Here is a 21,253-nt window from a genome sequence, read left to right on the forward strand (position 1 = left end):
TGGTCCGCGCGGTCAACCGCCGCTGAATCTGCCAGCACACCGCCAATAACGGCACTGCGGCGCCAGCAAGGCCCAGGGCAATACTGGTCCAGTCAAAAACCATAGCCATTTCTGCCATCATCGAAAAGGAGCAAGGTTAACCAAGCGTAGAGCGGGAGGACAGCTCAGTCTTCGACCTGGCCCAGTTCACGCTGGGCGCGGCGATCACCGGCACGGGCGGCCAGGCGCAGCAGATCGTGGCCGATACGGCGGTCGCGGGCGTTGCCGCATTCACGGCACATCAATTGGCCCAGACGGCTTTGCGCAGCCACTACGCCCTCACGGGCCGGCTGTTTGAGCAAGCGCCCGGCAAAGTGTTTGACGTTGGTGCTGTGCCCCAGGCGTGGGCTGTCGAGCAACCACAGGGCGACTTTCAAGGAAAAACGCTTGGGTGCGGTAACAGTCTGCGGGGTGTCGGTAACAGAAAGTGATACTGAGCGAAACTTCATAAAGCACTGTGGGACAGAACGGAAGGCGCGCCACTCTACTCTTTTTTTCGTACAGGTAAAGCTGAAAAAACCCTGCACGCCCGTTCTAGAGCAAGCGCTCGGGACAATCCACAGAAGCTGTGGATAACTCAGTGGACAACCAGCCTTTAACACGCGCAAAGGCCCATGGAACGGGGCTCGCAGTCAAACTGACGATTTTTTCACCAATAAAAAAAAGCCAGATTTTTCATTGACTTAAATTTCCATTGCAGGCAAATGGCGGTCCTGCACAACAATTGACAGCCCGGTTACACACGCCGCAACTAATGTGCACAAGTACCGATCCGATGGTTATATCCCCGGCTTTTTTTGAAGCGACAGGCTTCAAAAATGTTACCGCTGGGGCAAAACAGGGACTTTTCAAATCTTTCCCGGCTCGCCACACTGCCCGACGGACAACGCAACGCTGAGTGGGCCGATGAAAGGAATGCTGTTATTCGCCGTGTTGTTACTGGCCATCTGCGCCATTTCATTAGGGATCAATGTCGTGCTGCCATCCCCGGATGGGGCGTTGTTTGCCATCGCTATCCTGCTGTCGGCCGCTTTCACCGCCGTGAGCCTGTGCATCGAGTTGGGAGAGGGGCGCATCAATGACATGGGCGACGTGATGAAGGTGGTCGAGACCGGCCAATCCTTGCGCCTGACCCTGGCCGCCTATGGGCTGGGTTGTTCGCTGGCCGCCGCCGTCACGGTACTGGTGTATCGCGGCCTGCTGGGCGGCTGATTGAAGTTTTTTGATTAGCGCGCTTCCATTACCTGTTTCAATCCGTTACTATCCGCAGCGTTAGTACCAAGCTGAAAGTCAATTCTGGTCGAACAACTCCCCTGAACAACACGGGATCGACCACCTCGATGGTTTCCAGGTATCACTTGCGACGACACTGCCTTTGAACAAGCAAAGGGTGCCGCGAAGTTTTCATACTCTGACCGAACCAACCTGCAAATTGATCAGGATCTTCACCCTGGGCCCAGAACCTTTGCCCCTGTTGTGCTGCCTGCCCTCCTAAGTACCTACCTGCCAGCCCAAGCGCGCCTAACTTATTAGCGCTTCAAACTGGCTGCTTTGTTCCAGTCGGGTTCTTCGTTTGATCAATGGTGATCAACGTTACTGGAACGTTTTAACGTTGCACGGTTCTTATCCGTGTCATTTGTAGGAACACCAATAATATGTCCGCTATCCACACTCAGGATGCCATTCGCACCCTCACCAATGCTTTTGCTCCAATGAACTGCCTGATCATGGCCGCTCGCAAAGGCTGCTTCAGCTTCACCCTGGTCAACGAACACGGCATCGCTCGTCACAGCGAACGCCTGTACCCCGATCAATACTCCAGCGCTGAACCGCTGCAGGCCGTGATCGAGCGTACCCGTCAGGCACTGGTTGCCTGATCGACCCGAGTCGCTGAAACACAAAAAACCCTGTTTAAAACACAGGGTTTTTTATTGCCCGAAATTCGTATCTTGAGCATTTGTACTAAGTTCAAATCGATATAAACGTTATAACTGGATGAGGAAGATGTTTTAAAAACAGTCCTTTACCTCATGAATATGACACTACACTTCAACTCAAGCGGCATGATCCGCTTCCGACGAGCCTGAGATCCGATCCACTGCTGCCAAGCCCCTTTTCTCAGGACTCGTCGACCACTTCCACGGATTGAGGCGTGTATGGGTATCGCAGCCAGTGAATTGTGTCGCTATGTGATCCGGCCGACGCTGACTTACCTCGGCCAGCAGAGCCCAACGGCTGAGTCACTGCTGCTGGGTATTGCGGCCAGCCAGTCGGAATTGGGTTCCGCCTTGCACGATCGACGCGGCCATGGCCTATACAGCATCACCGAACCTCGCCATCGCGCCTTGTGGGATAACTACCTGGCGCTCGACCCCGAGCGTGCCAGCCTGGTACGCGGGCTGGCCAGCCAACATGCCTTCCTCAGTGCGCCCCAACTGGAGCTCACCGTAAACCTGCGTTACGCCACCGCTATCGCTTGGCTCCTGGTCGAACAACACAGCCCCGCCCTGCCACCACCTGGTGATGTTTTAGCCATGGCGCGTATCTGGAAAGAAATATTTCATCCTCAAGGAAGGCTGCGGGATTTCACCCAAGCCTGGCAAACCTGTGTTTCCCCCATGAATCACGTGGCCTGCTGACCTGGCAATTTGCAAGATTCGGCAAAAAACCCGAATTCTGGTCGGATTGTCCTACAAAACCGCTCTATCTCCTGCATTACAGCCTATAGCGCGATGTTAATTTTATTGATACTTTCCGCTGCGGTGATCACCACGGAGTTCTAATAATGAAAAAAGTAATGCTCAAGACCACACTTAGCCTCGCCGTTGCCATGGCATCCTCCCAACTGTTCGCAAGCGGTTTCGCACTGAACGAACAGAGCGTCAGCGGGATGGGTACGGGTTTCGCAGGTCGCTCCTCTTCTGCCGATGATGCAAGCACTGTCTACGGTAACCCGGCCGGTATGTCCCGACTGAATGGCCAGCAAATCACCGGCGGTGTTGCTGCCATTGATGCGTCGACCGACATCAGCAATACCGGTGGCAACTCTCGCGGTTCCAACAAAGGCGACATGGTTCCGTTCACCGCGGTGCCATTCGGTTTCTACACCAACAAACTCAACGACCAGTGGGCCATCGGCTTCGGTGTATACGCACCGTTCGGCCTGGTGACCGACTATGAAAACGGCTTCCAGGGCCGTGGCTTTGGCAGCAAGAGCGAAGTGAAGGTCATGACCTTCCAGCCAACTGTCAGCTACGCGTTCAACGACCGTGTATCCATCGGTTTCGGCCCGACCATCAACCGGATTTCCGGTGTGCTCGAGTCGGACAGGACCCTCAACCCGCTCGTCCCCGATACCAACGTAAAAATCAAGGGTGACGATACCGCCCTGGGTTTCAACGTCGGCGTATTGGTCCAGGCCACCGACACCACACGCGTGGGCCTGACCTACCACTCGAAGGTCAAGTACAAGCTCGAAGGCCACACCACCGTCAGCGGCCCAGCGGCCACTCAGCCAGTTCTGCGTAACAACCGTTACGACGCCTCGCTGAAAATCGACACCCCAGAGTCCTACGACCTGTCGGTCACCCAAGACCTGACCGACGCCTGGAAACTCTATGGCGGTGCAACCTGGACGCGTTGGAGTCGCCTGAAAGAGATCACCGTCAACAACGAAGGCGTAACGGCTGCCGGCGGCTTACTGGCACCAAGCCAACTAGGTTCCATCACCGAAGAACAAAATTGGCACGACACCTGGGCCTACGCCGTGGGTACCTCGTATCAGTTGACCAAGCAAGTCGTGCTGCGTACCGGCCTGACCTTCGACCAATCCCCGACGAACAACACCGATCGTTCGCCGCGCATCCCGACTGGCGACCGTACGATCTTCAGCGTGGGCCTGGGCTACAAAGTCATGGATAACATGACCGTCGACCTGGCGTATTCGTACCTGAAAGAAGAAGACATCAAGATCAACCAGACTGCTGACGCTCCGTCGACAGCCAGTTACCGCGCCAAATACGAAAACAGTGCCAACGGTTTCGGCCTGGGCATGACCTACACCTTCTGATCCAGACGGGTGTAAAAAAGCCCCGCTCTCCTGCAAAGGAGGCGGGGCTTTTTAGTACCCGATGATCAGGGTTTAGACGCTATAGCCTGCTCCACAGCCTTGATCAGATCCGGGCTGTCCGGCTTGGTGAGGCTGGAGAAATCGGCAATCACCTTACCCTGGCGGTCGACCACGTACTTGTAGAAATTCCACTTCGGCGCGTTGCTCTGCTGCGCCAACACCTTGAACAGGTGCACCGCGTCCGGCCCCTTGACCTTCTGCGGCTCGGTCATGGTGAAGGTCACGCCGTAATTCACGTAGCAGACCTTGGCGGTTTCTTCGCCGGTCTTGGCCTCCTGCTTGAAGTCATCGGATGGCACACCGATCACCTCCAGCCCTTCGCCCTTGTAACGCTGATACAGCGCTTCGAGACCTTTGAATTGCGGCGCGAACCCGCAAAAACTCGCCGTGTTGACGATCACCAAGGGCTTGCCGGCAAAACGTTGGCACAGGTCGATGGATTCCTTGGCGCGCAGCTTGGGCAATTGGCCCTCCAGCAACGGCGGGCAGTCGGCAGCCAACGCCACGCCGCCAAAAGCAGCCATCAGCACAGGTACAGCAAGCCAGCGCATCTGCATGTCGAGACGTCCTTTAAAAAGTTCAGGGATCGAACTTAACAGATCGACATACCCAGTTGCATCAACGCCAGGCCACCGCGCTGCCATCCCCACCAGGCCAGCGCCAGCAACAGCGCAGTCGCTGCTGCCCCGCCGAACCAATACCAGCTCGAACTCATGCCGCCTCCATCTGCGCCTGCAATCGCGCCACCGGCCGCTCACGTACCGGCCAATTCAGGGCTGCGGCGAGCACGCTCAACAGGATCGCCACTTGCCAGATCAAATCGTAGTTACCGGTTCGATCATAGACCACCCCGCCCAACCAGCCGCCAAGGAACGAGCCAAGCTGATGAAAAAGGAACACGATCCCACCCAGCATGGAAAGGTTTCGCACCCCAAACAACGTAGCGACCGTGCCGTTGGTCAGCGGTACCGTGGACAGCCACAGGAAGCCCATGGCCATGCCGAACAGGTACGCCGTGACTTCGGTCACCGGCGCCCACAGGAACAGCATGATCACCACCGCGCGCAGCAGGTACAACCCGGTCAACAAGCGCGGCTTGGACATGCGCCCGCCGAGCCAGCCGGCGGTGTAGGTGCCGAAGATATTGAACAGCCCGATCAACGCCAACACCGTGGTGCCGACCGTGGCCGGCAAGTGCTGGTCCACCAGGTAAGCCGGCAGGTGCACACCAATAAACACCACCTGGAAACCGCAGACGAAAAAGCCGAAGGCCAGCAACCAGAACCCGGAGTGGGAGCAAGCTTCCTTCAAGGCTTCACGCAGGGTTTGCTGGCCAGCCATCACCGGCAGCGGGCGGTCCTTGAGCATGCTCACCAGCGGCAGGATCAGTGCCACCATCAAGCCCAACACCAGCAAGGCTGCCGACCATCCCAGCCAACTGATCAAGCCCAAGGTGCCCGGCACCATGGCGAACTGGCCAAACGAACCGGCGGCGCTGGCAATGCCCATGGCCATGCTGCGCTTTTCCGGCGCCACGGCGCGGCCGACCACACCCAGAATCACCGAGAACGACGTGCCCGACAGGCCAATCCCGATCAGCAGGCCCGCACTCAAGGACAACGACCACGCCGAATCCGACATGCCCATCAACACCAGGCCTGCGGCGTATAACACCCCGCCGACAAACACCGCCTTGGTGGCGCCGAAACGGTCGGCCAAGGCTCCGGTAAACGGCTGCGCCAGGCCCCAGATCAGGTTCTGCAAGGCGATGGCAAAGGCGAAGGTCTCACGGCCCCAGCCGAATTCGCTGCTCATCGGCGCCAGGAACAGGCCGAAACCGTGCCGCACGCCCAAAGACAACGCCAGGATCAGCGCACTCCCTACAAGGATCCAACCACTGGTGCGCCACATCGACGTCATTTCTTATTCTCCGCTCGCGGGTATATACCCGCTTGTAGTCGAACAAACCCGCGTTCAGGCGAGTTCATCCAGCAAGGCCAACAAGGTTTCGCGTTTTTCCGCGCCGAGTTGATCGATCAATTTCTGTTGCGCCGCCTCCCAAGCGGGTAACGCTGCGGCCAGTCGCTCTTCACCGGCTGCGGTCAACAACACCAGGCGGTTGCGCAGGTCATCACCCTCCACCATCTGCACCAGCCCCTCGCCTTCCAGCACCCGCAGGTTGCGCCCCAAGGTGCTGCGATCCAGGCCCATGGCGTCGGCCAGGCTGGAAATGCTCGGTTGATCGAGGCGCTGCAGGTTGCACAGCAAAGAATACTGGGCAACGTTGATCCCGAAGCCGTCGAGGGCGCCGTCGTAGTGCCTGCTGACGCCACGGGCGGCACGTCGCAGGTTGGTGCATAAACATTGGGAGGCAAGCATGGAACGTGTATATACCCGCGATTAGGGAAATGCAAGAAAGTGTTACAACGCCAGGCCGACCAGAACAGCCACTTCCAGCAGCTCCAGCAGCGCGCCAGCGGTGTCGCCGGTGGTGCCGCCGAGGCGATTGACCATCAGTTGGCGCAGGCCCATAAAACACACGGCCGCGAGCAGCACGGCGACCCCACCGCTGAAACCACCGATCAGGATGCAGGCCAGGCCACTGAGGACCAACACCTGTTGACCGACGATGCGCGGTAAATGATCCGACAGCGCCTGACCCAGCCCACCCGCTCGCACATACCGCGTGGTGAGAAACAACGCCAGCATCGACGCCCGCCCGATCAACGGCGCGAGAATCAACGCCGCACCGTTGTGCTGCTCGATCAACGCCACCAGCGCTGTGAACTTGAGCAGCAACACCAGGCCCAGGGTGACCACGGCAATCGGCCCGCTGCGTGGATCTTTCATGATGCTGAGAGTGCGCTCGCGGTCGCCGAAACCGCCCAGCCAGGCATCGGCGCTGTCCGCCAGGCCATCGAGGTGCAAGCCGCCACTGAGCAACACCCAGGCCGTCAGCAGCAGCGCGGCGTGCAACAACAGCGGTGATCCGACCAGCAGCGTATTCAGGCCCCACAGCAGTACGCCGAACAGCAACCCGACCACGGGATAAAACAGCAACGAGCGCCCCAGCTCCTGCGGTTGCGGCATGCCCGGCAGACGAATAGGTAAGCTGCTGAGAAATTGCAGGGCGATCCAGAACGGCAGCATCCTCAGATTCCTTCCTTCAGCACGCCATCGGCGCCGACCTGCAGGTTGAACAACCCGCCATGACCGACTTCGACATTCAGCAACTGCTCACGGGGCAGCCCCCGAGCCTGGGCCAACAGCAAACGCATCACGCCACCGTGGCTGATCAACAGCACACGCTGACCGGCATACGCCTCATGCAGGCGTAAGACGGCGCCCAACACCCGCTGGGAAAACTCGCCAACCGGTTCGCCCTGGGGCGGTGTGAAGCTATAGGGATCGGCCCAGAACCGGCCCAAGCCTTCGGCGTCGGTCTCCATCAGCGCTGCGGCACTCTGCCCTTCCCATGCACCGAAGTGCAGTTCCTGCAGGTCCTTTTCCAGGCTCACCGGCACATTCAGCCGCGCGCCCAGCTCATCCGCGAACCGCGCGCAGCGTTGCAGCGGCGAGCTGATCAGCCGATCCCAAGGCCCCTGTGCCACCACGGCGGCGCGCATTTGTTCCCAGCCCTTGGCGGTCAATGCATCGTCCAGGCTGCCGCGCAGGCCACCCCCCAGTTCGGTTTCGCCATGGCGCAACAGGTCCAGGTGCAAGGTCATGCCGGACGGTCTGCCACGGCCGCTTCGGCAAACGTCGCCATCTGCCCGTGCAGCGCACAGGCCAGGCGCAGCAACGGCACCGCTAACGCCGCGCCACTGCCCTCGCCCAGGCGCAGGCCCAGTTCCAGCAACGGTTGTGCGTCGAGGCTCTGCAAGACATGGCGATGGCCAGGCTCGGCACCGCGATGACCGAACAGCAGCCAGTCGCGGCACGCCGGGTTCAAGCGCGTGGCGACCAGCGCCGCGACGGTGCAGATAAACCCATCCACCAGCACCACAATGCCTTCCTGGGCGCAGGCCAGATAAGCGCCCACCAAGGCAGCGATTTCAAAGCCGCCAAGATTGCACAGGGTTTGCAGCGCATCCCCACGCTGCGCGGCATGCAAGGCCAGCGCGCGCTCGATCACCGCCACCTTGTGACTGACGCCTTGGGCATTCAACCCCGTGCCCGGGCCCGTCAGGTCGGTCACCTGGCAATCGAGCAAGGCGCAGGCCAGCGCACTGGCAGCGGTAGTGTTGCCGATGCCCATCTCGCCGCCGACAAACAACTGCGCACCGCTTTCACGGGCGCGCAGCACACTGTCGCGACCCGCCTGCAATGCCAATCGGCCCTGGGCGCCGGTCATTGCCGGGCCCTTGACGAAATTGGCGGTGCCCGCGCCGATATTCAGGTGACGCACGCCGGGCAGGCGCAACGAAGGGGTCACCGTGCCGAGGTCGACGACTTCCAACCGCGCATCCAGTTGCCGCGCCAATACACTGATGGCCGCACCACCGGTGACAAAGTTATGCAGCATCTGCCCGGTCACTTCCTGGGGAAACGCCGATACACCTTCGACAACCACGCCGTGGTCACCGGCAAAGATGGCAATCCACAGCTGTTCCACCGACGGCTTGACCTGGCCCTGCAAGCCGGCCAATTGCACCGCCAACGCTTCCAACTGGCCCAGGGAGCCGGCCGGCTTGGTCAATTGCTGCTGGCGCACCAGGGCTTGTTCGTACGCCGAGGCGTCAATGCCCTTACAAGGGTTGAGCCACCAGGAGTCAGTCATAACGCAGTACCTTTCAACGTCAGGGGCAGGCCGGCAACCGTCAGGACAACACGCTGACACCGCTCGGCCAAGGCTTGATGCAGCCAACCGGCTTCATCCACATAGCGGCGAGTCAATTCGCCCAGCGGCACGACACCCAGACCGGTCTCGTTGCTGACAAAAATGATTTCACCCGGCAGCACGGCCAGGCTTTCCAGCAATTGATCGCGCTCAGAGGCCAAGCGCTGTGCGTCTTCGAGCATCAGCAGGTTGGTCAGCCACAGGGTCAGGCAATCCACCAACAAGCAGCGACCTTCGGCAGCGTTATCGCGCAGGACTCGCGCCAACTCGACAGGCTCTTCAATCAAGCCCCAATCATCAGGACGACGCTCGCGATGCAAGGCAACGCGGGCGCTCATCTCACCATCAAGCGGCTGGCTGGTGGCGATATAAATGACGGAAAAACCACACTCTGCAGCAAGCTTTTCAGCCAGGCGGCTTTTACCGGAGCGGGCGCCGCCTAAAATCAGTTGAAGCATGAGTCACCCCCTACCCACCCACCACTCCACAATGCGAAGCGAGTCGCTTTTGATCCTGCTTTTGATCTGAAGTCGCCCCGTAAACCACGCTGGCCGAACGCAGGCTTGAATCCGTGGGTAACCCGGCAGGAGGCCGGGTTAGCCGCACTGGGCCAGGGATGGCCCATTGCGGCGGCCCACGGATTCAAGCCTGCGTTCGGGCACACCGAGCCCAAGCAAGGTGCCGAGTGGTGGGGCGAAGACCTTTTGGTTACTTTTGGGTCTTTCCAAAAGTGACCCGCTGTAAGAGCGGAACCATAAGTGGCCGTTACCGCAGGAATGGATATGTACTCGGTATACCTGAACAATTCAGCACCTGACACACCGCCTTCGCGAGCAAGCCCGCTCCCACATTTGGATCGCATGCACACCGTTAAACCCCGCACAGCTTGCGCAATAAATCAGTATCCAAATGGTTCTCCACCAGGTCGGCCAACCGCTCAATATCGCGCTCGCGCAAAGCGTGATAATCCACCTCCTGCACATCCTGCAACCCAGCCCAACGCAGCAACGCACTGCAGGCCGCCGGGGTCTCGAACAAGCCGTGCAGATACGTGCCGAGAATCTGCCCGTCAGCGCTTTGCGCGCCGTCACTGCGACCGTCATCCAGCAGCACGGCGGCGTTCGACAGGGCAGCGCCGCACGTCACGCCCGCATGGATCTCATACCCGCTGACCTCGGCATTTTCCAGCAACAAACGCCCGCGAACATTACGCAGTTGCTTCTCTTCTTCCAGGGTGGTGCTGAACGCCAGCAGCCCCAGGCCGTCGCTGGAACCGGCTGGCCCTTCCAAACCTAACGGGTCGTGCACTTGCTCACCGAGCATCTGCAAGCCGCCGCAAATCCCCAGCACCTTGCCGCCATAGCGCAAGTGCCGCGCCACGGCAGTGTCCCAACCATTGGCCCGCAGGTACGCAAGGTCGCTGCGCACGCTTTTCGAACCGGGCAGGATGATCAGGTCGGCGGCCGGAATCGGCTGGCCCGGCCCGATGAACTGCAAATCCACCTGGGGGTGCAGGCGCAGCGGATCGAAATCCGTATGGTTGCTGATGCGCGGCAACACCGGCACCACCACCTTGAGCACCTGCGCCGCCTTGTCGATCTGGCGCTGGTCGATGCCGTCCTCGGCTTCCAGGTGCAGGTCCATCACGTAGGGCAATACGCCCACCACCGGTTTGCCGGTGCGTGCTTGCAACCAATCCAGGCCGGGTTGCAGCAGTGCAATGTCGCCGCGAAAGCGGTTGATGATGAAACCTTTGACCCGCGCCTGTTCGCTGGGGGAGAGCAATTCCAGGGTGCCCACCAGATGGGCGAACACGCCGCCGCGATTGATATCGGCAATCAGCAGCACCGGGCAGTCGACGGCCTCGGCGAAGCCCATGTTGGCAATGTCGTTGGCGCGCAGGTTGATCTCGGCTGGGGAGCCTGCACCTTCCACCATCACCACCGGGTAGGCTTCGCTCAACCGCGCGTGGGAAGCCAGCACCGCCTGCATCGCGATGGCTTTGTAGTCGTGATAGGCCACCGCGTTCATGCTGGTCACTGCGCGGCCATGGATGATCACCTGGGAGCCGGTGTCGCTGTTGGGTTTGAGCAGCACCGGGTTCATGTCGGTGTGGGGCGCCAGGTTGGCCGCCTGGGCCTGCACCGCCTGGGCGCGGCCGATCTCGCCGCCTTCGGCCGTCACGGCGCTGTTGAGCGCCATGTTCTGCGGTTTGAACGGCACGACCGCAATACCCTGGCGCACCAGCCAACGGCACAACGCGGTGACAAGGGTACTTTTGCCAGCATCGGAGGTGGTGCCTTGCACCATCAGCGTACTCATGAGGCGTCCTTGTAGGCAGCCAGCGCTTCGTCGAGGCGCAACCAATCGGCCTCGGTGTCAGGCAGGCCAAAACGCACGCTGCTGTTGTGCACAAACAGACGCAGCAAGATGCCGCGCTGGGCCATGAATTCGTGCATGCGCTCGGCGTGCGGGGTGATCAGCCATTGGAACAACGCGCAGCCGCCCTGGGGTTGAAAGCCACGGCGCTCGAGCATTTCAAACAAGCGCTGGGCGGCCTCGATGCAGCGTGCCCGCTGCCGCGCATGGCCGGCGGTATCGCGCAGGCACACTTGGCCCAGCACCCGCGTCGGCCCGCTGACGGCCCACGGCCCGACCTGTTCGGCCAGCAGCTTGAGCAGCCTGCGCTCGGCCAGCACAAAGCCCAGACGCACCCCGGCCAGGCCGAAAAACTTGCCGAACGAGCGCAGCACAATCAGGCCGACCTGATGGGCCTGGCTCGCCAGGCTCAACTGCGGGGTGACATCCATGAACGCTTCGTCCACCACCAGCCAGCCGCCGCGCTGGGCCAGCCTTGAGTGCCAGTCCAGCAGGCGCCGCGGGGTCAGGCTCAGTCCGGTGGGGTTATTGGGATTGACCACCACCAGCACGTCGAGGCCGTCGAGGAAGAAGTCGACTTCCTGCTCCTGCACCTCACGCACCACGTAACCGGCACGGCGCCAGGCCTCGGCGTGTTCGGCGTAGCACGGCGACAGCACGCCGACCTTGCCGGCGCGGCGCAGGCGCGGCAGCAACTGAATCGCCGCCTGCGAGCCGGGCACCGGCAGCAGATGCGCGGCGCCGTAATACTCGCTGGCCGCCTGTTCCAGGCCGTCGTCGGATTCCGGCAAGCGCGCCCAGGCCCGCAGCGGAATCTCGGGGATCGGCCACGGCCAAGGCGCGAGGCCGCTGGAAAGGTCCAGCCAATCGGCCTCGGCAATCCCGTACTGAATCGCTGCCTTGCGCAGCCGACCACCGTGCTCAAGCATAAAACTGCCCCCCCACGCATAGAATCAGCAGCCACAACCATACGCCGCGCTGCACCAGCTGCCAGCCGCGATCGATGGAGTCGGCATCCGCTGCCGGGCCTTCGCCCAGTTGCGGACGATGGTGCACCTCGCCGTGGTAAATCGCCGCGCCGCCCAGCTCAACGCCCAACGCACCGGCACCGGCCGCCATCACCGGCCCGGCATTGGGACTGTCCCAGGTCGGCCCCTGGGTGCGCCAGCATTTGAGGGCCAAGCGAGTTTTGCCCAGCACGGCGTAGGTCAAGGCCACCAGGCGTGCCGGAATATAGTTGAGGACATCATCGATCTTGGCCGCGGCCCACCCGAAGCGCTCGAAGCGTTCATTGCGATAGCCCCACATGGCGTCGAGGGTGTTGCTCAGGCGGTAGAGCACCACGCCCGGCACGCCGGCGACGACAAACCAGAACAGCGCGGCAAACACCGCATCGCTGCCGTTTTCCAGCACCGACTCGGTGGCGGCGCGGGCGACTTCGGTGCGGTCCAGCTCGCTGGTCTGGCGGCTGACCAGGTAGCTCACGCGCGTGCGGGCCGCGTCGAGGTCATCGCTGCGCAGGGCCTGGGCCACCGGGATCACATGTTCGCCGAGGCTGCGCATGCCGAGGGCGCAGTACAACGCGAGGATCTCCAGTGCCCAGCCAATATACGGTGCCCACGACAACGCGGTGGCCAGCAGGGTCAGCGGCACCACGGCGATAAACCACGCGGTCACGCCATGGCTGCGCCAGCCACGGCCACCGCTGTTGAAACGCTGCTCGATGCGCCCGGCAAAATTACCGAACGCCACCAGCGGATGCCAGCGCCTGGGCTCGCCCAGCAGCGCATCCAGCGCCACCGCGGCGACACACAGCAAGGCCACACTCATTGACTCACTCCCCACGCATTTTCATACAACATGTCACTCAACGGCCGAGGCTCGGTCCAGCCTTCGAGCTGCAACATCGGTGCCGGGTAAAATTCCGTCACCGGCCCCAGGCACAAGACCGCCAGGGGTTTCGCGCCAGGCGGCAAGCCCAGCAGGTCGGCCAGGGCCTGGGGTTCGAACAGCGAGACCCAGCCCATGCCCAGCCCCTCGACCCGGGCAGCCAACCACAGGTTCTGGATCGCACAGGACAGCGACGCCAGGTCCATTTCCGGCAGGGTGCGCCGTCCGAAGATGTGGCGCTCACGGTCATCCATCAACGCCGCCACCAGCACTTCGGCGCAATCGTGGATGCCTTCGACCTTGAGCTGCATGAACGCGTCGGAGCGCTCGCCCAATGCCTCGGCGGTGCGCACGCGCTCTTCTTCCACCAGGTGTTGAATCTGGCTTCGCAACGCGCGGTCGCTGATGCGGATAAACCGCCAGGGCTGCATCAGGCCAACGCTGGGGGCCTGGTGCGCGGCCTGGAGCAGGCGATGCAGCAATTCGGGGGCGACCACGCCGCCGCTGAAGTGGCGCATGTCGCGGCGTTCGGCGATGGCGCGGTAGACGGCGTCGCGGTCGGCCTGGGGGAAAGCGTTGTCGGTCATGGCCCTAGCGGGGGCAAGCCCCCTCCCACAGTGGATAGGGTTTCAGCTCGGTCCGGTGCAAACAAGGCGGCTACCGCCGTCGGATTCGAGGGGAAATAGAAGTGCACGTAAGAGGCCGTCATCCGCCCCTGTCGGAAGACCGCTTCGGCACCGCGCCCACCGTTCGGGCTCAGGCCACGGGCAATCGGCTGGCACTCGGTGCTGGTCAGGGAATGGTGATACGTGTGCCCGCGCAGCACGCCTTCCGGCAGCTCTACGCTTTGCAGGGCCAGGGCCGCGAGTTTCTTTTGCATCACCGCGTCGCCTTGCAGCAGACCGACCAGTTCGGCGCGGGTGCCGTCGACATCGGTGAGCGAATCCAGCAGGTAGAGCATGCCGCCGCACTCGGCGAGCAAGGGTTTGCCGGCGGCATGGTGGTTACGAATGGCTTCAAGCATCAGGGTGTTTTCCGACAGCGCCTGGTGATGAAGTTCCGGGTAACCGCCGGGCAGATAGAGGCTGTCAGCCGCAGGCAGCTGGCGATCATGGATCGGCGAGAAAAACGTCAGTTCGGCCCCCATCGCCCGCAGCAGGTCAAGGCTGGCGCCATAGGTGAAGGCGAAGGCTTCGTCACGGGCCACCGCAATGCGCACACCGGCCAGCAACGGCTCGGCCTCGATCACTGCTGGTGCGGCGAAGGTCACCGGTGGCGGCAATGCGACTTCACAGCTGCTGCCCAATGCCTGGGCGGCGGCGTCCAGGCGCACGTCGAGGTCATTCAGCTCGCTGGCCTGCACCAGGCCCAAATGGCGGCTGGGCAGTTCGATCCCGGTTTCGCGGGACAATGCGCCATACCAGCGCAGGCCTTCGGTCAGGCTGCCTTCCAGCAGTTGCGCATGGCGCAGGGTGCCGACGCGGTTGGCCAGCACCCCGGCGAACGGCAGGTCCGGCTGATAGCGCGCCAGGCCGAGGGCCAGGGCGCCAAAGGTCTGGGCCATGGCGGTGCCGTCGATGACACCGAGCACCGGCACGCCGAAATGCCGCGCCAGGTCGGCGCTGGACGGCGTGCCATCGAACAGGCCCATCACACCTTCGATCAGGATCAGGTCGGCCTCCCCCGCTGCTTCCCACAGCAGGCGGCGACTTTCCTGCTCGCCTACCATCCACATGTCCAATTGATACACCGGCGCACCGCTGGCGCGCTCGTGGATCATCGGGTCCAAGAAGTCCGGGCCGCATTTGAACACACGCACCTTGCGCCCCAGGTTGCGGTGCAAACGGGCGAGCGCGGCGGTGACGGTGGTTTTGCCTTGGCCGGACGCCGGTGCGGCGATCAGGACGGCCGGGCAATGACGGGGCTGATTCAAAGTTCGACGCCCTTCTGTGCCTTGATACCGGCCTGGAACGCGTGCTTGAGCATGCCCATTTCGGTGACGGTGTCGCCCATTTCGATCAATTCAGGCTTGGCGCCACGGCCGGTGACGACCACGTGCTGCATCGGCGGACGGGCCTGCAGGTCGCTGAGTACCTGATCGAGGTCCAGGTAGCCATGCTTGAGGGCGATGTTCAGCTCATCCAGCACCACCAGGCCGATGGTGGGGTCTTGCAGCAGTTCACGGGAGACGGCCCAGGCGGCTTCAGCGGCGGCGATATCACGCTGGCGATCCTGGGTCTCCCAGGTGAAGCCTTCGCCCATCACGTGGAAACGCACTTGCTCGGGGAAGCGGCGGAAGAACAACTCCTCACCGGTGCTGTTGCGCCCCTTGATGAACTGCACCACACCGCACTGCATGCCGTGGCCCATGGCGCGCGCGAGCATGCCGAATGCCGAGCTGCTCTTGCCTTTGCCGTTGCCGGTCAGCACCAGCAGCAAGCCGCACTCATTGGGGGAATTGGCGATGCGCTCGTCGATCACGGCTTTTTTGCGCAGCATGCGCGCCAGGTGGCGTTCGTCGCGGTCGGGGGTATCGGTCATGGCAGCTCTCCGTTGGGGCTGGACAAAAACGGCAGGCAGGAAAAAACAGACAGCCAAGCATCGCCCACCGTGATGCTGTTGGATGATCCAGGCCGGTCTCCGGGCTCATGAGTGGCGCGCTTGTTCTCATCTACAGCGCGAACACGCCGACGGCGCGCCTTCCCATATCGCGGGCGATACAGTGGCAAAAGGCACCGTCTTGACTCATTTACCGTTGCGGGGGCAGCGCCGGAATCGCGGCAGCACTGTGTACAAGTGCGCTCACTCACCGGCTTCCCTGTTTCACTCTGTCGACCCATGGGTCACAGAGCACCTGGAACAAGCCGCGAAGGTTAGTGGGTTGGGGGTGGAGCGTCAATTAAAGCTGGCCTTGCACTTGAACCATCGCACCGCCGCTCTCCTCTACCCTTACAGGTATCAAGGAGAACACCATGCAAAAAACCAGATTCGCCCTACTCATCATGCTCGCCGGCAGCCTCGCCGCCTGCGGTGAAAGCTCCACCCTGCAGGTGTCCGATGGCACCGGGCCGTCGCCCCAGCTACCAGAGCCGAACAAAACCCTGATCCCCACCGTGAACATCGCCCCGGCAATCGGCTGGCCAGAGGGCGTGAAGCCGACAGCCGCGGCCGGCACCCAAGTGGCGGCGTTCGCCGAAGGCCTGGACCACCCGCGCTGGCTGTATGTGCTGCCCAACGGCGATGTGCTCGTGGCGCAAACCAATGCGCCGCCCAAGCCGGATGATTCCACGGGCATTCGCGGCTGGGTCATGGAGAAGGTCATGGGCCGTGCCGGCGCCGGGGTACCAAGCCCGAACCGCATCACCCTGCTGCGCGATGCCGATCACGATGGCGTCGCCGAGACCCGCACGGTGTTCCTGGAAAACCTCAACTCACCGTTCGGCATGACACTGGTCGGCAATGACCTGTACGTGGCCGATTCGGACAAGCTGCTGCGCTTCCCCTATCAAGCGGGCGAAACCGCGATCAAGGCACCTGGCACCAAGGTGGTCGACCTGCCAGGCGGCAGCATCAATCACCACTGGACCAAGAACGTGGTCGCCAGCAAGGACGGCAGCAAACTGTATGTGAGCGTCGGCTCCAACAGTAACGTCGGCGAAAACGGCCTTGAAGCGGAACAGGGCCGGGCGGCCATCTGGGAAGTGGACCGCGCCAGCGGCCAGCACCGCATTTTTGCTTCCGGCCTGCGTAACCCTAACGGCATGGCCTGGGAACCCCAGAGCGGCAAGCTATGGACAGCGGTAAACGAGCGCGATGAGATCGGCAGCGACCTGGTGCCGGACTACATCACCTCGGTCAAGGACGGCGGGTTCTACGGCTGGCCGTTCAGCTATTACGGCCAGCATGTGGATGTGCGCGTCACACCGCAAAACCTGGACCTGGTCGCCAAGGCAATTGCGCCGGACTATGCGGTCGGGCCTCACACCGCTTCTTTGGGCCTGACATTTGCCGAGGGCAGCAAACTCCCGGCGCCGTTCAGCAACGGCGCGTTCATCGGCCAGCATGGTTCGTGGAATCGCAAGCCGCACAGTGGCTACAAGGTCATCTTCGTGCCGTTCGAGGCAGGCCAGCCTAAAGGCCAGCCAGTGGATGTGCTGACCGGGTTCCTCGATAAAGATGAGAAAGCCATGGGCCGCCCGGTGGGCGTGGTGATTGATCAGCAAGGGGATTTGCTGGTGGCGGATGACGTGGGGAATAAGGTGTGGCGGGTGTCGGCGGCTAAATAAACGCCCCCAGACGCAACATAAAACCAATGTGGGAGGGGGCTTGCCCCCGATAGCGAAGTATCAGTCACAGTATCTGTGCCTGACCCACTGCTATCGGGGGCAAGCCCCCTCCCACATTTAGTTCGGTGTTTGGTTCAGGGGTTGCGTGCCAGATTTGCCGGCAACACACGCTTGGCGCTCAGGTAGGCATTCTGCCAATACGCCTTGGACAAAGTATCCAGCTTCACCGTACCGCCGGTTTGCGGCGCATGGACAAAGCGGCCTTCACCCACATAGATCCCGGCGTGGCTGACCTGGGAACCGCCACCGGTGGCGAAGAACAGCAGGTCGCCGGTCTGCAGGTTCTGCTCGCTGACATCCTGGGCGCGCATCACGATCAGTTCGCGGGTGGTGCGCGGCAGGGAGATGCCGGCGGCGTCGCGGAAGACGAAGCCGATCAGGCCGCTGCAATCAAAACCCGAGTCCGGCGTGTTGCCGCCCCAACGGTAAGGCGTGCCGACCAGGCCCAGCGCACGAAAGAGCACGTCTTCGGCCGCAGGCGAGAAATTCTGGGTGGAATAGTTGAATAGCGGCTTGGGCTTGACCGCAACGGGAGCGGGTGGCGGCCGGCTGGCGCAGGCGCTGATAAGCGCGGCGCAGAGAATAAGGATCAGGCGGGCTGAGGTCGACATGTGCAGAACAATCCTGGTCTGGATGCGGCTATCGCTGCCGAACGCTGAAAACCAGAACGCGCAAGCAAAGCTCGCGCGAACGGATTACAACAATGTCCAGGGATTCTAGCGCTTACACGTCAAACTTCAAGTAACACTTTAAGTTTACTTGCTGGCGGTAACCGTAGTCGGGGCCATGGCGAGTGCGCGCTTGGCTTCGATGAAGGTTTTGCTCCAGTAGCTGTCGCCCAGGCTGTCGACTCGAACACCGCCACTGCGACGGCTGCTGGAGTGGATAAACTGGTTATCGCCCAGGTAGATACCGGCGTGACTCACACGACCACGGCCTGCAGTACTGAAGAAAAGCAGATCACCGGGCTTGAGGTTGTTGCGTGCGACCAACGGTGCTTTCACGTTGATCATTTCGCGAGTGGAGCGTGGCAGGTTCATGCCAGCTTCTTCACGAAACAGGTAGCCGATGAAACCGCTGCAATCGAAACCGGCTTCAGAGGTACCGCCGAAACGGTAACGGGTACCGATCAGGGACATGCCGCGTTCGAGGATGCTGTCGGCCAGAACTGGAAGCTGGTAAGGCTTGTTGCCGGAGAAATCGGCCAGTTCCTTTTCGGTTGCTTGCTCTTCTTTATAAAGAGTCTCTTCATAAACAGAAGCAGACTGCGCAGCAACGAATTTTGCCTGGGACTGTTGTTGAGTTTTTTGCTGCTCAACCACCTGTTGAGGGTGGGAGGCGCAACCAAACAACAGGGTAACGAGTGCGAGGGGCACGAGGGGTGCGAAGCGATTTAGCATGGGCACGACCGTGGCTGATGTGTAAAGAAGCCGAGACTATGCCCTCTATCACATCGATTTGCAAATTCAATCGTATTTTATGTGACTTCTTGTTTGGACTATGACATCTAAGCCCTTAACACCCTATGCAACCCATTTGCGTGGCCAAACCGGCCCAAACGCGGGTTTTTTGGCGCCTGTAATTCGCCGAAAGCCCCGAAAACAAAGGGCGGGCTACCAGCCGAGGGTTTCCTTGAGAAAGGGGATGGTCAGCTTGCGCTGGGCCTGCAAAGAGGCCTGGTCGAGCTGTTCGAGCAAATCGAACAACGCGCTCATGCTGCGGGTGCCCCGGGTGAGGATAAAGTGCCCGACTTCATCGGTGAGGTGCAGGCCGCGACGGGATGCGCGCAATTGCAGGGCGCGTAATTTGTCTTCGTCGGACAGCGGGCGCATCTGGAAGATCAGCGCCAGGGTCAGGCGCGACTTGAGGTCAGCCAGTTTCACCGGCAACTCGCGTGGCGAGGTAGAGGCGGCGATCAACAAGCGCCGGCCGCTGTCACGCAAGCGGTTGAACAGATGGAACAGCGCCTCTTCCCAATCCGCCTTGCCGGCCACTGCCTGAAGATCGTCCAGGCACACCAGCTCATATTGCTCAAGGTTGTCGAAGATCCCGATACCGCGATCCATCAACTCGGCCAGGGGCAGGTAAACCGCCGGCTCGCCCATCTGCTCGAAACGCAGGCAAGCGGCCTGCAACAGGTGGGTACGCCCCACGCCGTGCTTACCCCACAGATAGATCAGGCTTTCGGTCCACCCGGCGTCGGCTTCGCAGAGCCGCTCGACATAGCCGAGTGCAGCGGCATTGGCGCCTGGGTAGTAATTGATAAAGGTAGCGTCATCACGCAGACGCACACCTAAGGGCAGCTGAATCGGTTTCATGCTGACTGAACGGCTCCCATCGAACCGTTAGTGGCCTCTGTGTAAAGTTTGCAAAGTTTATACCCGTGACGCCGGGCGCACAATGCAGCAGACCACAAGCAAAATCAAAGGTTTGCGTTAACTCGCCGGTTTTACGCGGATTGTTTGACGCCATAGCCCCACAAACAACAAACCCGGCCGAAGCCGGGTTTGTGACGCAGCGTTTACAGGTCGGGGTCTTCGACCCCCGTATAGGCGTCGGAATCCTTGTACAGATCGTGCACATGACGCACCAGCACCATGATCACCGCCGCCACCGGCAGTGCCAGCAGGATGCCGGTAAAGCCGAACAGCTCGCCGCCCGCCAGGATCGCAAAGATCACCGCCACCGGGTGCAGGCCAATCCGGTCCCCCACCAGTAACGGCGTGAGCACCATGCCCTCCAAGGCCTGGCCGACCATGAACACCGCGACAATCCCCAGCATCGGGTAAAGGTCGCCGCCAAACTGGAACAGCCCGGCCACCAGCGCCGCACCGATACCAATCACAAAGCCCATATACGGCACGATAGCGGCAAGGCCGGCGATCAAGCCGATCAACAAGCCCAGCTCCAGGCCGATGGCCATCAAGCCTGCCGCGTAGATGATCCCCAGCGCCAGCATCACCAGCAACTGCCCGCGCACAAAGGCGCCAAGCACCTCATGGCACTCGCCGGCCAGGGCCACGATGCGCTCCTCACGGTTGCGCGGCAGCAGGCTGCGGATCTTGGCCATCATGATGTCCCAATCGCGCAGCAGGTAGAACGCCACCACCGGAATCAGCACCAGGTTGGTCAGCCAGCCGATCAGTGCCAGGCTGGACGCGGTCGCCTGGCTGAGGATCACACCCACAATATCTGTGGTCTGGCCCATGTGCTCGCTGATCGCCGCCTTGACCTTGTCGAACTTCCAGAAACCATCCGCCAGCCCGAGCTTGGTTTGAGCCCACGGCATCGCCGTGTGCTGCAGCCAGTCGAGCATCTGCGGTGCCAGCTCATAGAGTCGGAACAGTTGCTTGGCCAGCATCGGCACCAGCACCAGCACCAGCGCGGTGATGATCAACGTGAACAGCGCAAACACTGCAACCACACCCAATGTCCGCGACAGACCGGCTTTCTCCAGGCGATCCACCACGGGATCGAACAGATAGGCGAGCAGCAACGCAACCAGGAACGGCGTCAGGATCGAATGCAGCAAGAACACAAACACGCACAGCAGGACGATCCCGCCAAGCCACACCCAACGACGCGTATCCGCCATAAACCACTCCATTATCTGCTTCTATCTATATAGGA

Annotated in this window: 24 protein-coding genes and 1 riboswitch; of the genes, 5 read left to right on the plus strand and 19 right to left on the minus strand. The window is 61.4% G+C overall.

The genetic code is table 11. The features are described from left to right. Nucleotides 1-164: 164 nt before the first annotated feature. Nucleotides 165-488 carry an SEL1-like repeat protein gene (locus FIV39_RS15910; RefSeq protein WP_090400077.1) on the minus strand — a complete coding sequence of 108 codons (324 nt, stop codon included), beginning with the start codon at nt 486-488 and terminating at the stop codon, nt 165-167. A gap of 457 nt (nt 489-945) precedes the next feature. On the opposite strand from FIV39_RS15910, the gene FIV39_RS15915 reads away from it, so the two are divergent. The 4 genes from FIV39_RS15915 to FIV39_RS15935 all read left to right on the plus strand — a co-directional run bounded on the left by FIV39_RS15915 (nt 946) and on the right by FIV39_RS15935 (nt 4,108). Beyond that, a complete protein-coding gene (locus FIV39_RS15915) occupies nt 946-1,251 on the plus strand; it encodes a hypothetical protein (RefSeq protein ID WP_090400080.1) in 306 nt (101 codons plus the stop codon). A 443-nt stretch (nt 1,252-1,694) separates the two neighbouring features. Then, nucleotides 1,695-1,916, plus strand: a complete 222-nt coding sequence (locus FIV39_RS15925) for a hypothetical protein (protein WP_010563939.1) — start codon at nt 1,695-1,697, stop codon at nt 1,914-1,916. Nucleotides 1,917-2,195: 279 nt separating this feature from the next. Further along, nucleotides 2,196-2,678 carry a hypothetical protein gene (locus tag FIV39_RS15930; protein ID WP_090400082.1) on the plus strand — a complete coding sequence of 161 codons (483 nt, stop codon included), beginning with the start codon at nt 2,196-2,198 and terminating at the stop codon, nt 2,676-2,678. A 146-nt stretch (nt 2,679-2,824) separates the two neighbouring features. Next, nucleotides 2,825-4,108 carry an OmpP1/FadL family transporter gene (locus tag FIV39_RS15935; RefSeq protein WP_090400086.1) on the plus strand — a complete coding sequence of 428 codons (1,284 nt, stop codon included), beginning with the start codon at nt 2,825-2,827 and terminating at the stop codon, nt 4,106-4,108. 65 nt (nt 4,109-4,173) lie between these two features. Here the strand turns inward: FIV39_RS15935 and FIV39_RS15940 are convergent, their stop codons facing one another. The 14 genes from FIV39_RS15940 to cobO form a co-directional block, all read right to left on the minus strand. Beyond that, nucleotides 4,174-4,725 carry a glutathione peroxidase gene (locus FIV39_RS15940; RefSeq protein WP_090400088.1) on the minus strand — a complete coding sequence of 184 codons (552 nt, stop codon included), beginning with the start codon at nt 4,723-4,725 and terminating at the stop codon, nt 4,174-4,176. 35 nt (nt 4,726-4,760) lie between these two features. After that, nucleotides 4,761-4,883: a hypothetical protein gene (locus FIV39_RS33480; protein WP_261384985.1), complete on the minus strand. Its 123-nt coding sequence runs from the start codon at nt 4,881-4,883 to the stop codon at nt 4,761-4,763. Further along, nucleotides 4,880-6,079, minus strand: coding sequence for an MFS transporter (locus FIV39_RS15945; protein WP_167361137.1), 1,200 nt, complete (start codon nt 6,077-6,079; stop codon nt 4,880-4,882). The genes FIV39_RS33480 and FIV39_RS15945 overlap by 4 nt, the downstream gene beginning before the upstream one ends. Before the next feature lie 63 nt (nt 6,080-6,142). Next, nucleotides 6,143-6,547 (minus strand): MarR family winged helix-turn-helix transcriptional regulator, encoded by a 405-nt coding sequence (locus tag FIV39_RS15950; RefSeq protein ID WP_090400092.1) that lies wholly within the window; start codon nt 6,545-6,547, stop codon nt 6,143-6,145. A 42-nt stretch (nt 6,548-6,589) separates the two neighbouring features. Next, nucleotides 6,590-7,318 carry an adenosylcobinamide-GDP ribazoletransferase gene (locus FIV39_RS15955; RefSeq protein ID WP_090400094.1) on the minus strand — a complete coding sequence of 243 codons (729 nt, stop codon included), beginning with the start codon at nt 7,316-7,318 and terminating at the stop codon, nt 6,590-6,592. Between the two features lie 2 nt (nt 7,319-7,320). After that, nucleotides 7,321-7,896 (minus strand): alpha-ribazole phosphatase family protein, encoded by a 576-nt coding sequence (cobC, locus tag FIV39_RS15960; RefSeq protein WP_090400096.1) that lies wholly within the window; start codon nt 7,894-7,896, stop codon nt 7,321-7,323. Then, a complete protein-coding gene (cobT, locus tag FIV39_RS15965) occupies nt 7,893-8,948 on the minus strand; it encodes a nicotinate-nucleotide--dimethylbenzimidazole phosphoribosyltransferase (protein WP_090400099.1) in 1,056 nt (351 codons plus the stop codon). Before cobT ends, cobC begins: the two co-directional genes overlap by 4 nt. Continuing rightward, the gene (cobU, locus tag FIV39_RS15970; protein ID WP_090400101.1) at nt 8,945-9,466 is read right to left on the minus strand and encodes a bifunctional adenosylcobinamide kinase/adenosylcobinamide-phosphate guanylyltransferase; all 522 of its coding nucleotides are present in this window, start codon (nt 9,464-9,466) and stop codon (nt 8,945-8,947) included. Before cobU ends, cobT begins: the two co-directional genes overlap by 4 nt. A gap of 412 nt (nt 9,467-9,878) precedes the next feature. Beyond that, complete coding sequence (locus tag FIV39_RS15980) at nt 9,879-11,330, minus strand: cobyric acid synthase (RefSeq protein WP_090400103.1); 1,452 nt, start codon at nt 11,328-11,330, stop codon at nt 9,879-9,881. Continuing rightward, complete coding sequence (cobD, locus tag FIV39_RS15985) at nt 11,327-12,316, minus strand: threonine-phosphate decarboxylase CobD (RefSeq protein ID WP_090400106.1); 990 nt, start codon at nt 12,314-12,316, stop codon at nt 11,327-11,329. The genes FIV39_RS15980 and cobD overlap by 4 nt, the downstream gene beginning before the upstream one ends. Beyond that, complete coding sequence (gene cbiB / locus FIV39_RS15990) at nt 12,309-13,217, minus strand: adenosylcobinamide-phosphate synthase CbiB (RefSeq protein ID WP_090400108.1); 909 nt, start codon at nt 13,215-13,217, stop codon at nt 12,309-12,311. The genes cobD and cbiB overlap by 8 nt, the downstream gene beginning before the upstream one ends. Continuing rightward, complete coding sequence (bluB, locus tag FIV39_RS15995) at nt 13,214-13,864, minus strand: 5,6-dimethylbenzimidazole synthase (protein ID WP_090400109.1); 651 nt, start codon at nt 13,862-13,864, stop codon at nt 13,214-13,216. The genes cbiB and bluB overlap by 4 nt, the downstream gene beginning before the upstream one ends. Next, on the minus strand, nt 13,861-15,210 hold the full coding sequence (locus tag FIV39_RS16000; protein WP_090400111.1) for a cobyrinate a,c-diamide synthase: 1,350 nt from the start codon (nt 15,208-15,210) through the stop codon (nt 13,861-13,863). Before FIV39_RS16000 ends, bluB begins: the two co-directional genes overlap by 4 nt. Then, on the minus strand, nt 15,207-15,818 hold the full coding sequence (cobO, locus tag FIV39_RS16005) for a cob(I)yrinic acid a,c-diamide adenosyltransferase (RefSeq protein WP_027603802.1): 612 nt from the start codon (nt 15,816-15,818) through the stop codon (nt 15,207-15,209). The genes FIV39_RS16000 and cobO overlap by 4 nt, the downstream gene beginning before the upstream one ends. Nucleotides 15,819-15,891: 73 nt before the next feature. Beyond that, a riboswitch (cobalamin riboswitch) is annotated at nt 15,892-16,150 on the minus strand. Between the two features lie 99 nt (nt 16,151-16,249). On the opposite strand from cobO, the gene FIV39_RS16010 reads away from it, so the two are divergent. After that, nucleotides 16,250-17,563 (plus strand): PQQ-dependent sugar dehydrogenase, encoded by a 1,314-nt coding sequence (locus tag FIV39_RS16010; protein ID WP_090400113.1) that lies wholly within the window; start codon nt 16,250-16,252, stop codon nt 17,561-17,563. Nucleotides 17,564-17,697: 134 nt separating this feature from the next. Here the strand turns inward: FIV39_RS16010 and FIV39_RS16015 are convergent, their stop codons facing one another. The 4 genes from FIV39_RS16015 to FIV39_RS16030 form a co-directional block, all read right to left on the minus strand. Continuing rightward, entirely contained in the window at nt 17,698-18,234 is a 537-nt protein-coding gene (locus FIV39_RS16015; RefSeq protein ID WP_090400115.1) for a C40 family peptidase, read from the minus strand. A 144-nt stretch (nt 18,235-18,378) separates the two neighbouring features. Beyond that, the gene (locus FIV39_RS16020) at nt 18,379-19,023 is read right to left on the minus strand and encodes a C40 family peptidase (RefSeq protein ID WP_053133099.1); all 645 of its coding nucleotides are present in this window, start codon (nt 19,021-19,023) and stop codon (nt 18,379-18,381) included. A 213-nt stretch (nt 19,024-19,236) separates the two neighbouring features. Continuing rightward, complete coding sequence (gene hda, locus FIV39_RS16025; RefSeq protein WP_027603798.1) at nt 19,237-19,941, minus strand: DnaA regulatory inactivator Hda; 705 nt, start codon at nt 19,939-19,941, stop codon at nt 19,237-19,239. Nucleotides 19,942-20,144: 203 nt separating this feature from the next. Beyond that, entirely contained in the window at nt 20,145-21,218 is a 1,074-nt protein-coding gene (locus FIV39_RS16030; RefSeq protein ID WP_090400117.1) for an AI-2E family transporter, read from the minus strand. Between the last annotated feature and the right edge of the window lie 35 nt (nt 21,219-21,253).

The sequence above is a fragment of the Pseudomonas grimontii genome (genome assembly GCF_007858185.1).
In the GTDB taxonomy this organism is placed as follows: Bacteria; Pseudomonadota; Gammaproteobacteria; order Pseudomonadales; family Pseudomonadaceae; genus Aquipseudomonas; species Aquipseudomonas grimontii.

Excerpts from the sequence above, each read along its gene's own strand:
- FIV39_RS15910 (WP_090400077.1), bottom strand. The coding sequence starts at position 488 with ATGAAGTTTCGCTCAGTATCACTTTCTGTTACCGACACCCCGCAGACT.
- FIV39_RS15915 (WP_090400080.1), top strand. The coding sequence starts at position 946 with ATGAAAGGAATGCTGTTATTCGCCGTGTTGTTACTGGCCATCTGCGCC.
- FIV39_RS15925 (WP_010563939.1), top strand. The coding sequence starts at position 1,695 with ATGTCCGCTATCCACACTCAGGATGCCATTCGCACCCTCACCAATGCT.
- FIV39_RS15930 (WP_090400082.1), top strand. The coding sequence starts at position 2,196 with ATGGGTATCGCAGCCAGTGAATTGTGTCGCTATGTGATCCGGCCGACG.
- FIV39_RS15935 (WP_090400086.1), top strand. The coding sequence starts at position 2,825 with ATGAAAAAAGTAATGCTCAAGACCACACTTAGCCTCGCCGTTGCCATG.
- FIV39_RS15940 (WP_090400088.1), bottom strand. The coding sequence starts at position 4,725 with ATGCAGATGCGCTGGCTTGCTGTACCTGTGCTGATGGCTGCTTTTGGC.
- FIV39_RS33480 (WP_261384985.1), bottom strand. The coding sequence starts at position 4,883 with ATGAGTTCGAGCTGGTATTGGTTCGGCGGGGCAGCAGCGACTGCGCTG.
- FIV39_RS15945 (WP_167361137.1), bottom strand. The coding sequence starts at position 6,079 with ATGTGGCGCACCAGTGGTTGGATCCTTGTAGGGAGTGCGCTGATCCTG.
- FIV39_RS15950 (WP_090400092.1), bottom strand. The coding sequence starts at position 6,547 with ATGCTTGCCTCCCAATGTTTATGCACCAACCTGCGACGTGCCGCCCGT.
- FIV39_RS15955 (WP_090400094.1), bottom strand. The coding sequence starts at position 7,318 with ATGCTGCCGTTCTGGATCGCCCTGCAATTTCTCAGCAGCTTACCTATT.
- cobC (WP_090400096.1), bottom strand. The coding sequence starts at position 7,896 with ATGACCTTGCACCTGGACCTGTTGCGCCATGGCGAAACCGAACTGGGG.
- cobT (WP_090400099.1), bottom strand. The coding sequence starts at position 8,948 with ATGACTGACTCCTGGTGGCTCAACCCTTGTAAGGGCATTGACGCCTCG.
- cobU (WP_090400101.1), bottom strand. The coding sequence starts at position 9,466 with ATGCTTCAACTGATTTTAGGCGGCGCCCGCTCCGGTAAAAGCCGCCTG.
- FIV39_RS15980 (WP_090400103.1), bottom strand. The coding sequence starts at position 11,330 with ATGAGTACGCTGATGGTGCAAGGCACCACCTCCGATGCTGGCAAAAGT.
- cobD (WP_090400106.1), bottom strand. The coding sequence starts at position 12,316 with ATGCTTGAGCACGGTGGTCGGCTGCGCAAGGCAGCGATTCAGTACGGG.
- cbiB (WP_090400108.1), bottom strand. The coding sequence starts at position 13,217 with ATGAGTGTGGCCTTGCTGTGTGTCGCCGCGGTGGCGCTGGATGCGCTG.
- bluB (WP_090400109.1), bottom strand. The coding sequence starts at position 13,864 with ATGACCGACAACGCTTTCCCCCAGGCCGACCGCGACGCCGTCTACCGC.
- cobO (WP_027603802.1), bottom strand. The coding sequence starts at position 15,818 with ATGACCGATACCCCCGACCGCGACGAACGCCACCTGGCGCGCATGCTG.
- FIV39_RS16010 (WP_090400113.1), top strand. The coding sequence starts at position 16,250 with ATGCAAAAAACCAGATTCGCCCTACTCATCATGCTCGCCGGCAGCCTC.
- FIV39_RS16015 (WP_090400115.1), bottom strand. The coding sequence starts at position 18,234 with ATGTCGACCTCAGCCCGCCTGATCCTTATTCTCTGCGCCGCGCTTATC.
- FIV39_RS16020 (WP_053133099.1), bottom strand. The coding sequence starts at position 19,023 with ATGCTAAATCGCTTCGCACCCCTCGTGCCCCTCGCACTCGTTACCCTG.
- hda (WP_027603798.1), bottom strand. The coding sequence starts at position 19,941 with ATGAAACCGATTCAGCTGCCCTTAGGTGTGCGTCTGCGTGATGACGCT.
- FIV39_RS16030 (WP_090400117.1), bottom strand. The coding sequence starts at position 21,218 with ATGGCGGATACGCGTCGTTGGGTGTGGCTTGGCGGGATCGTCCTGCTG.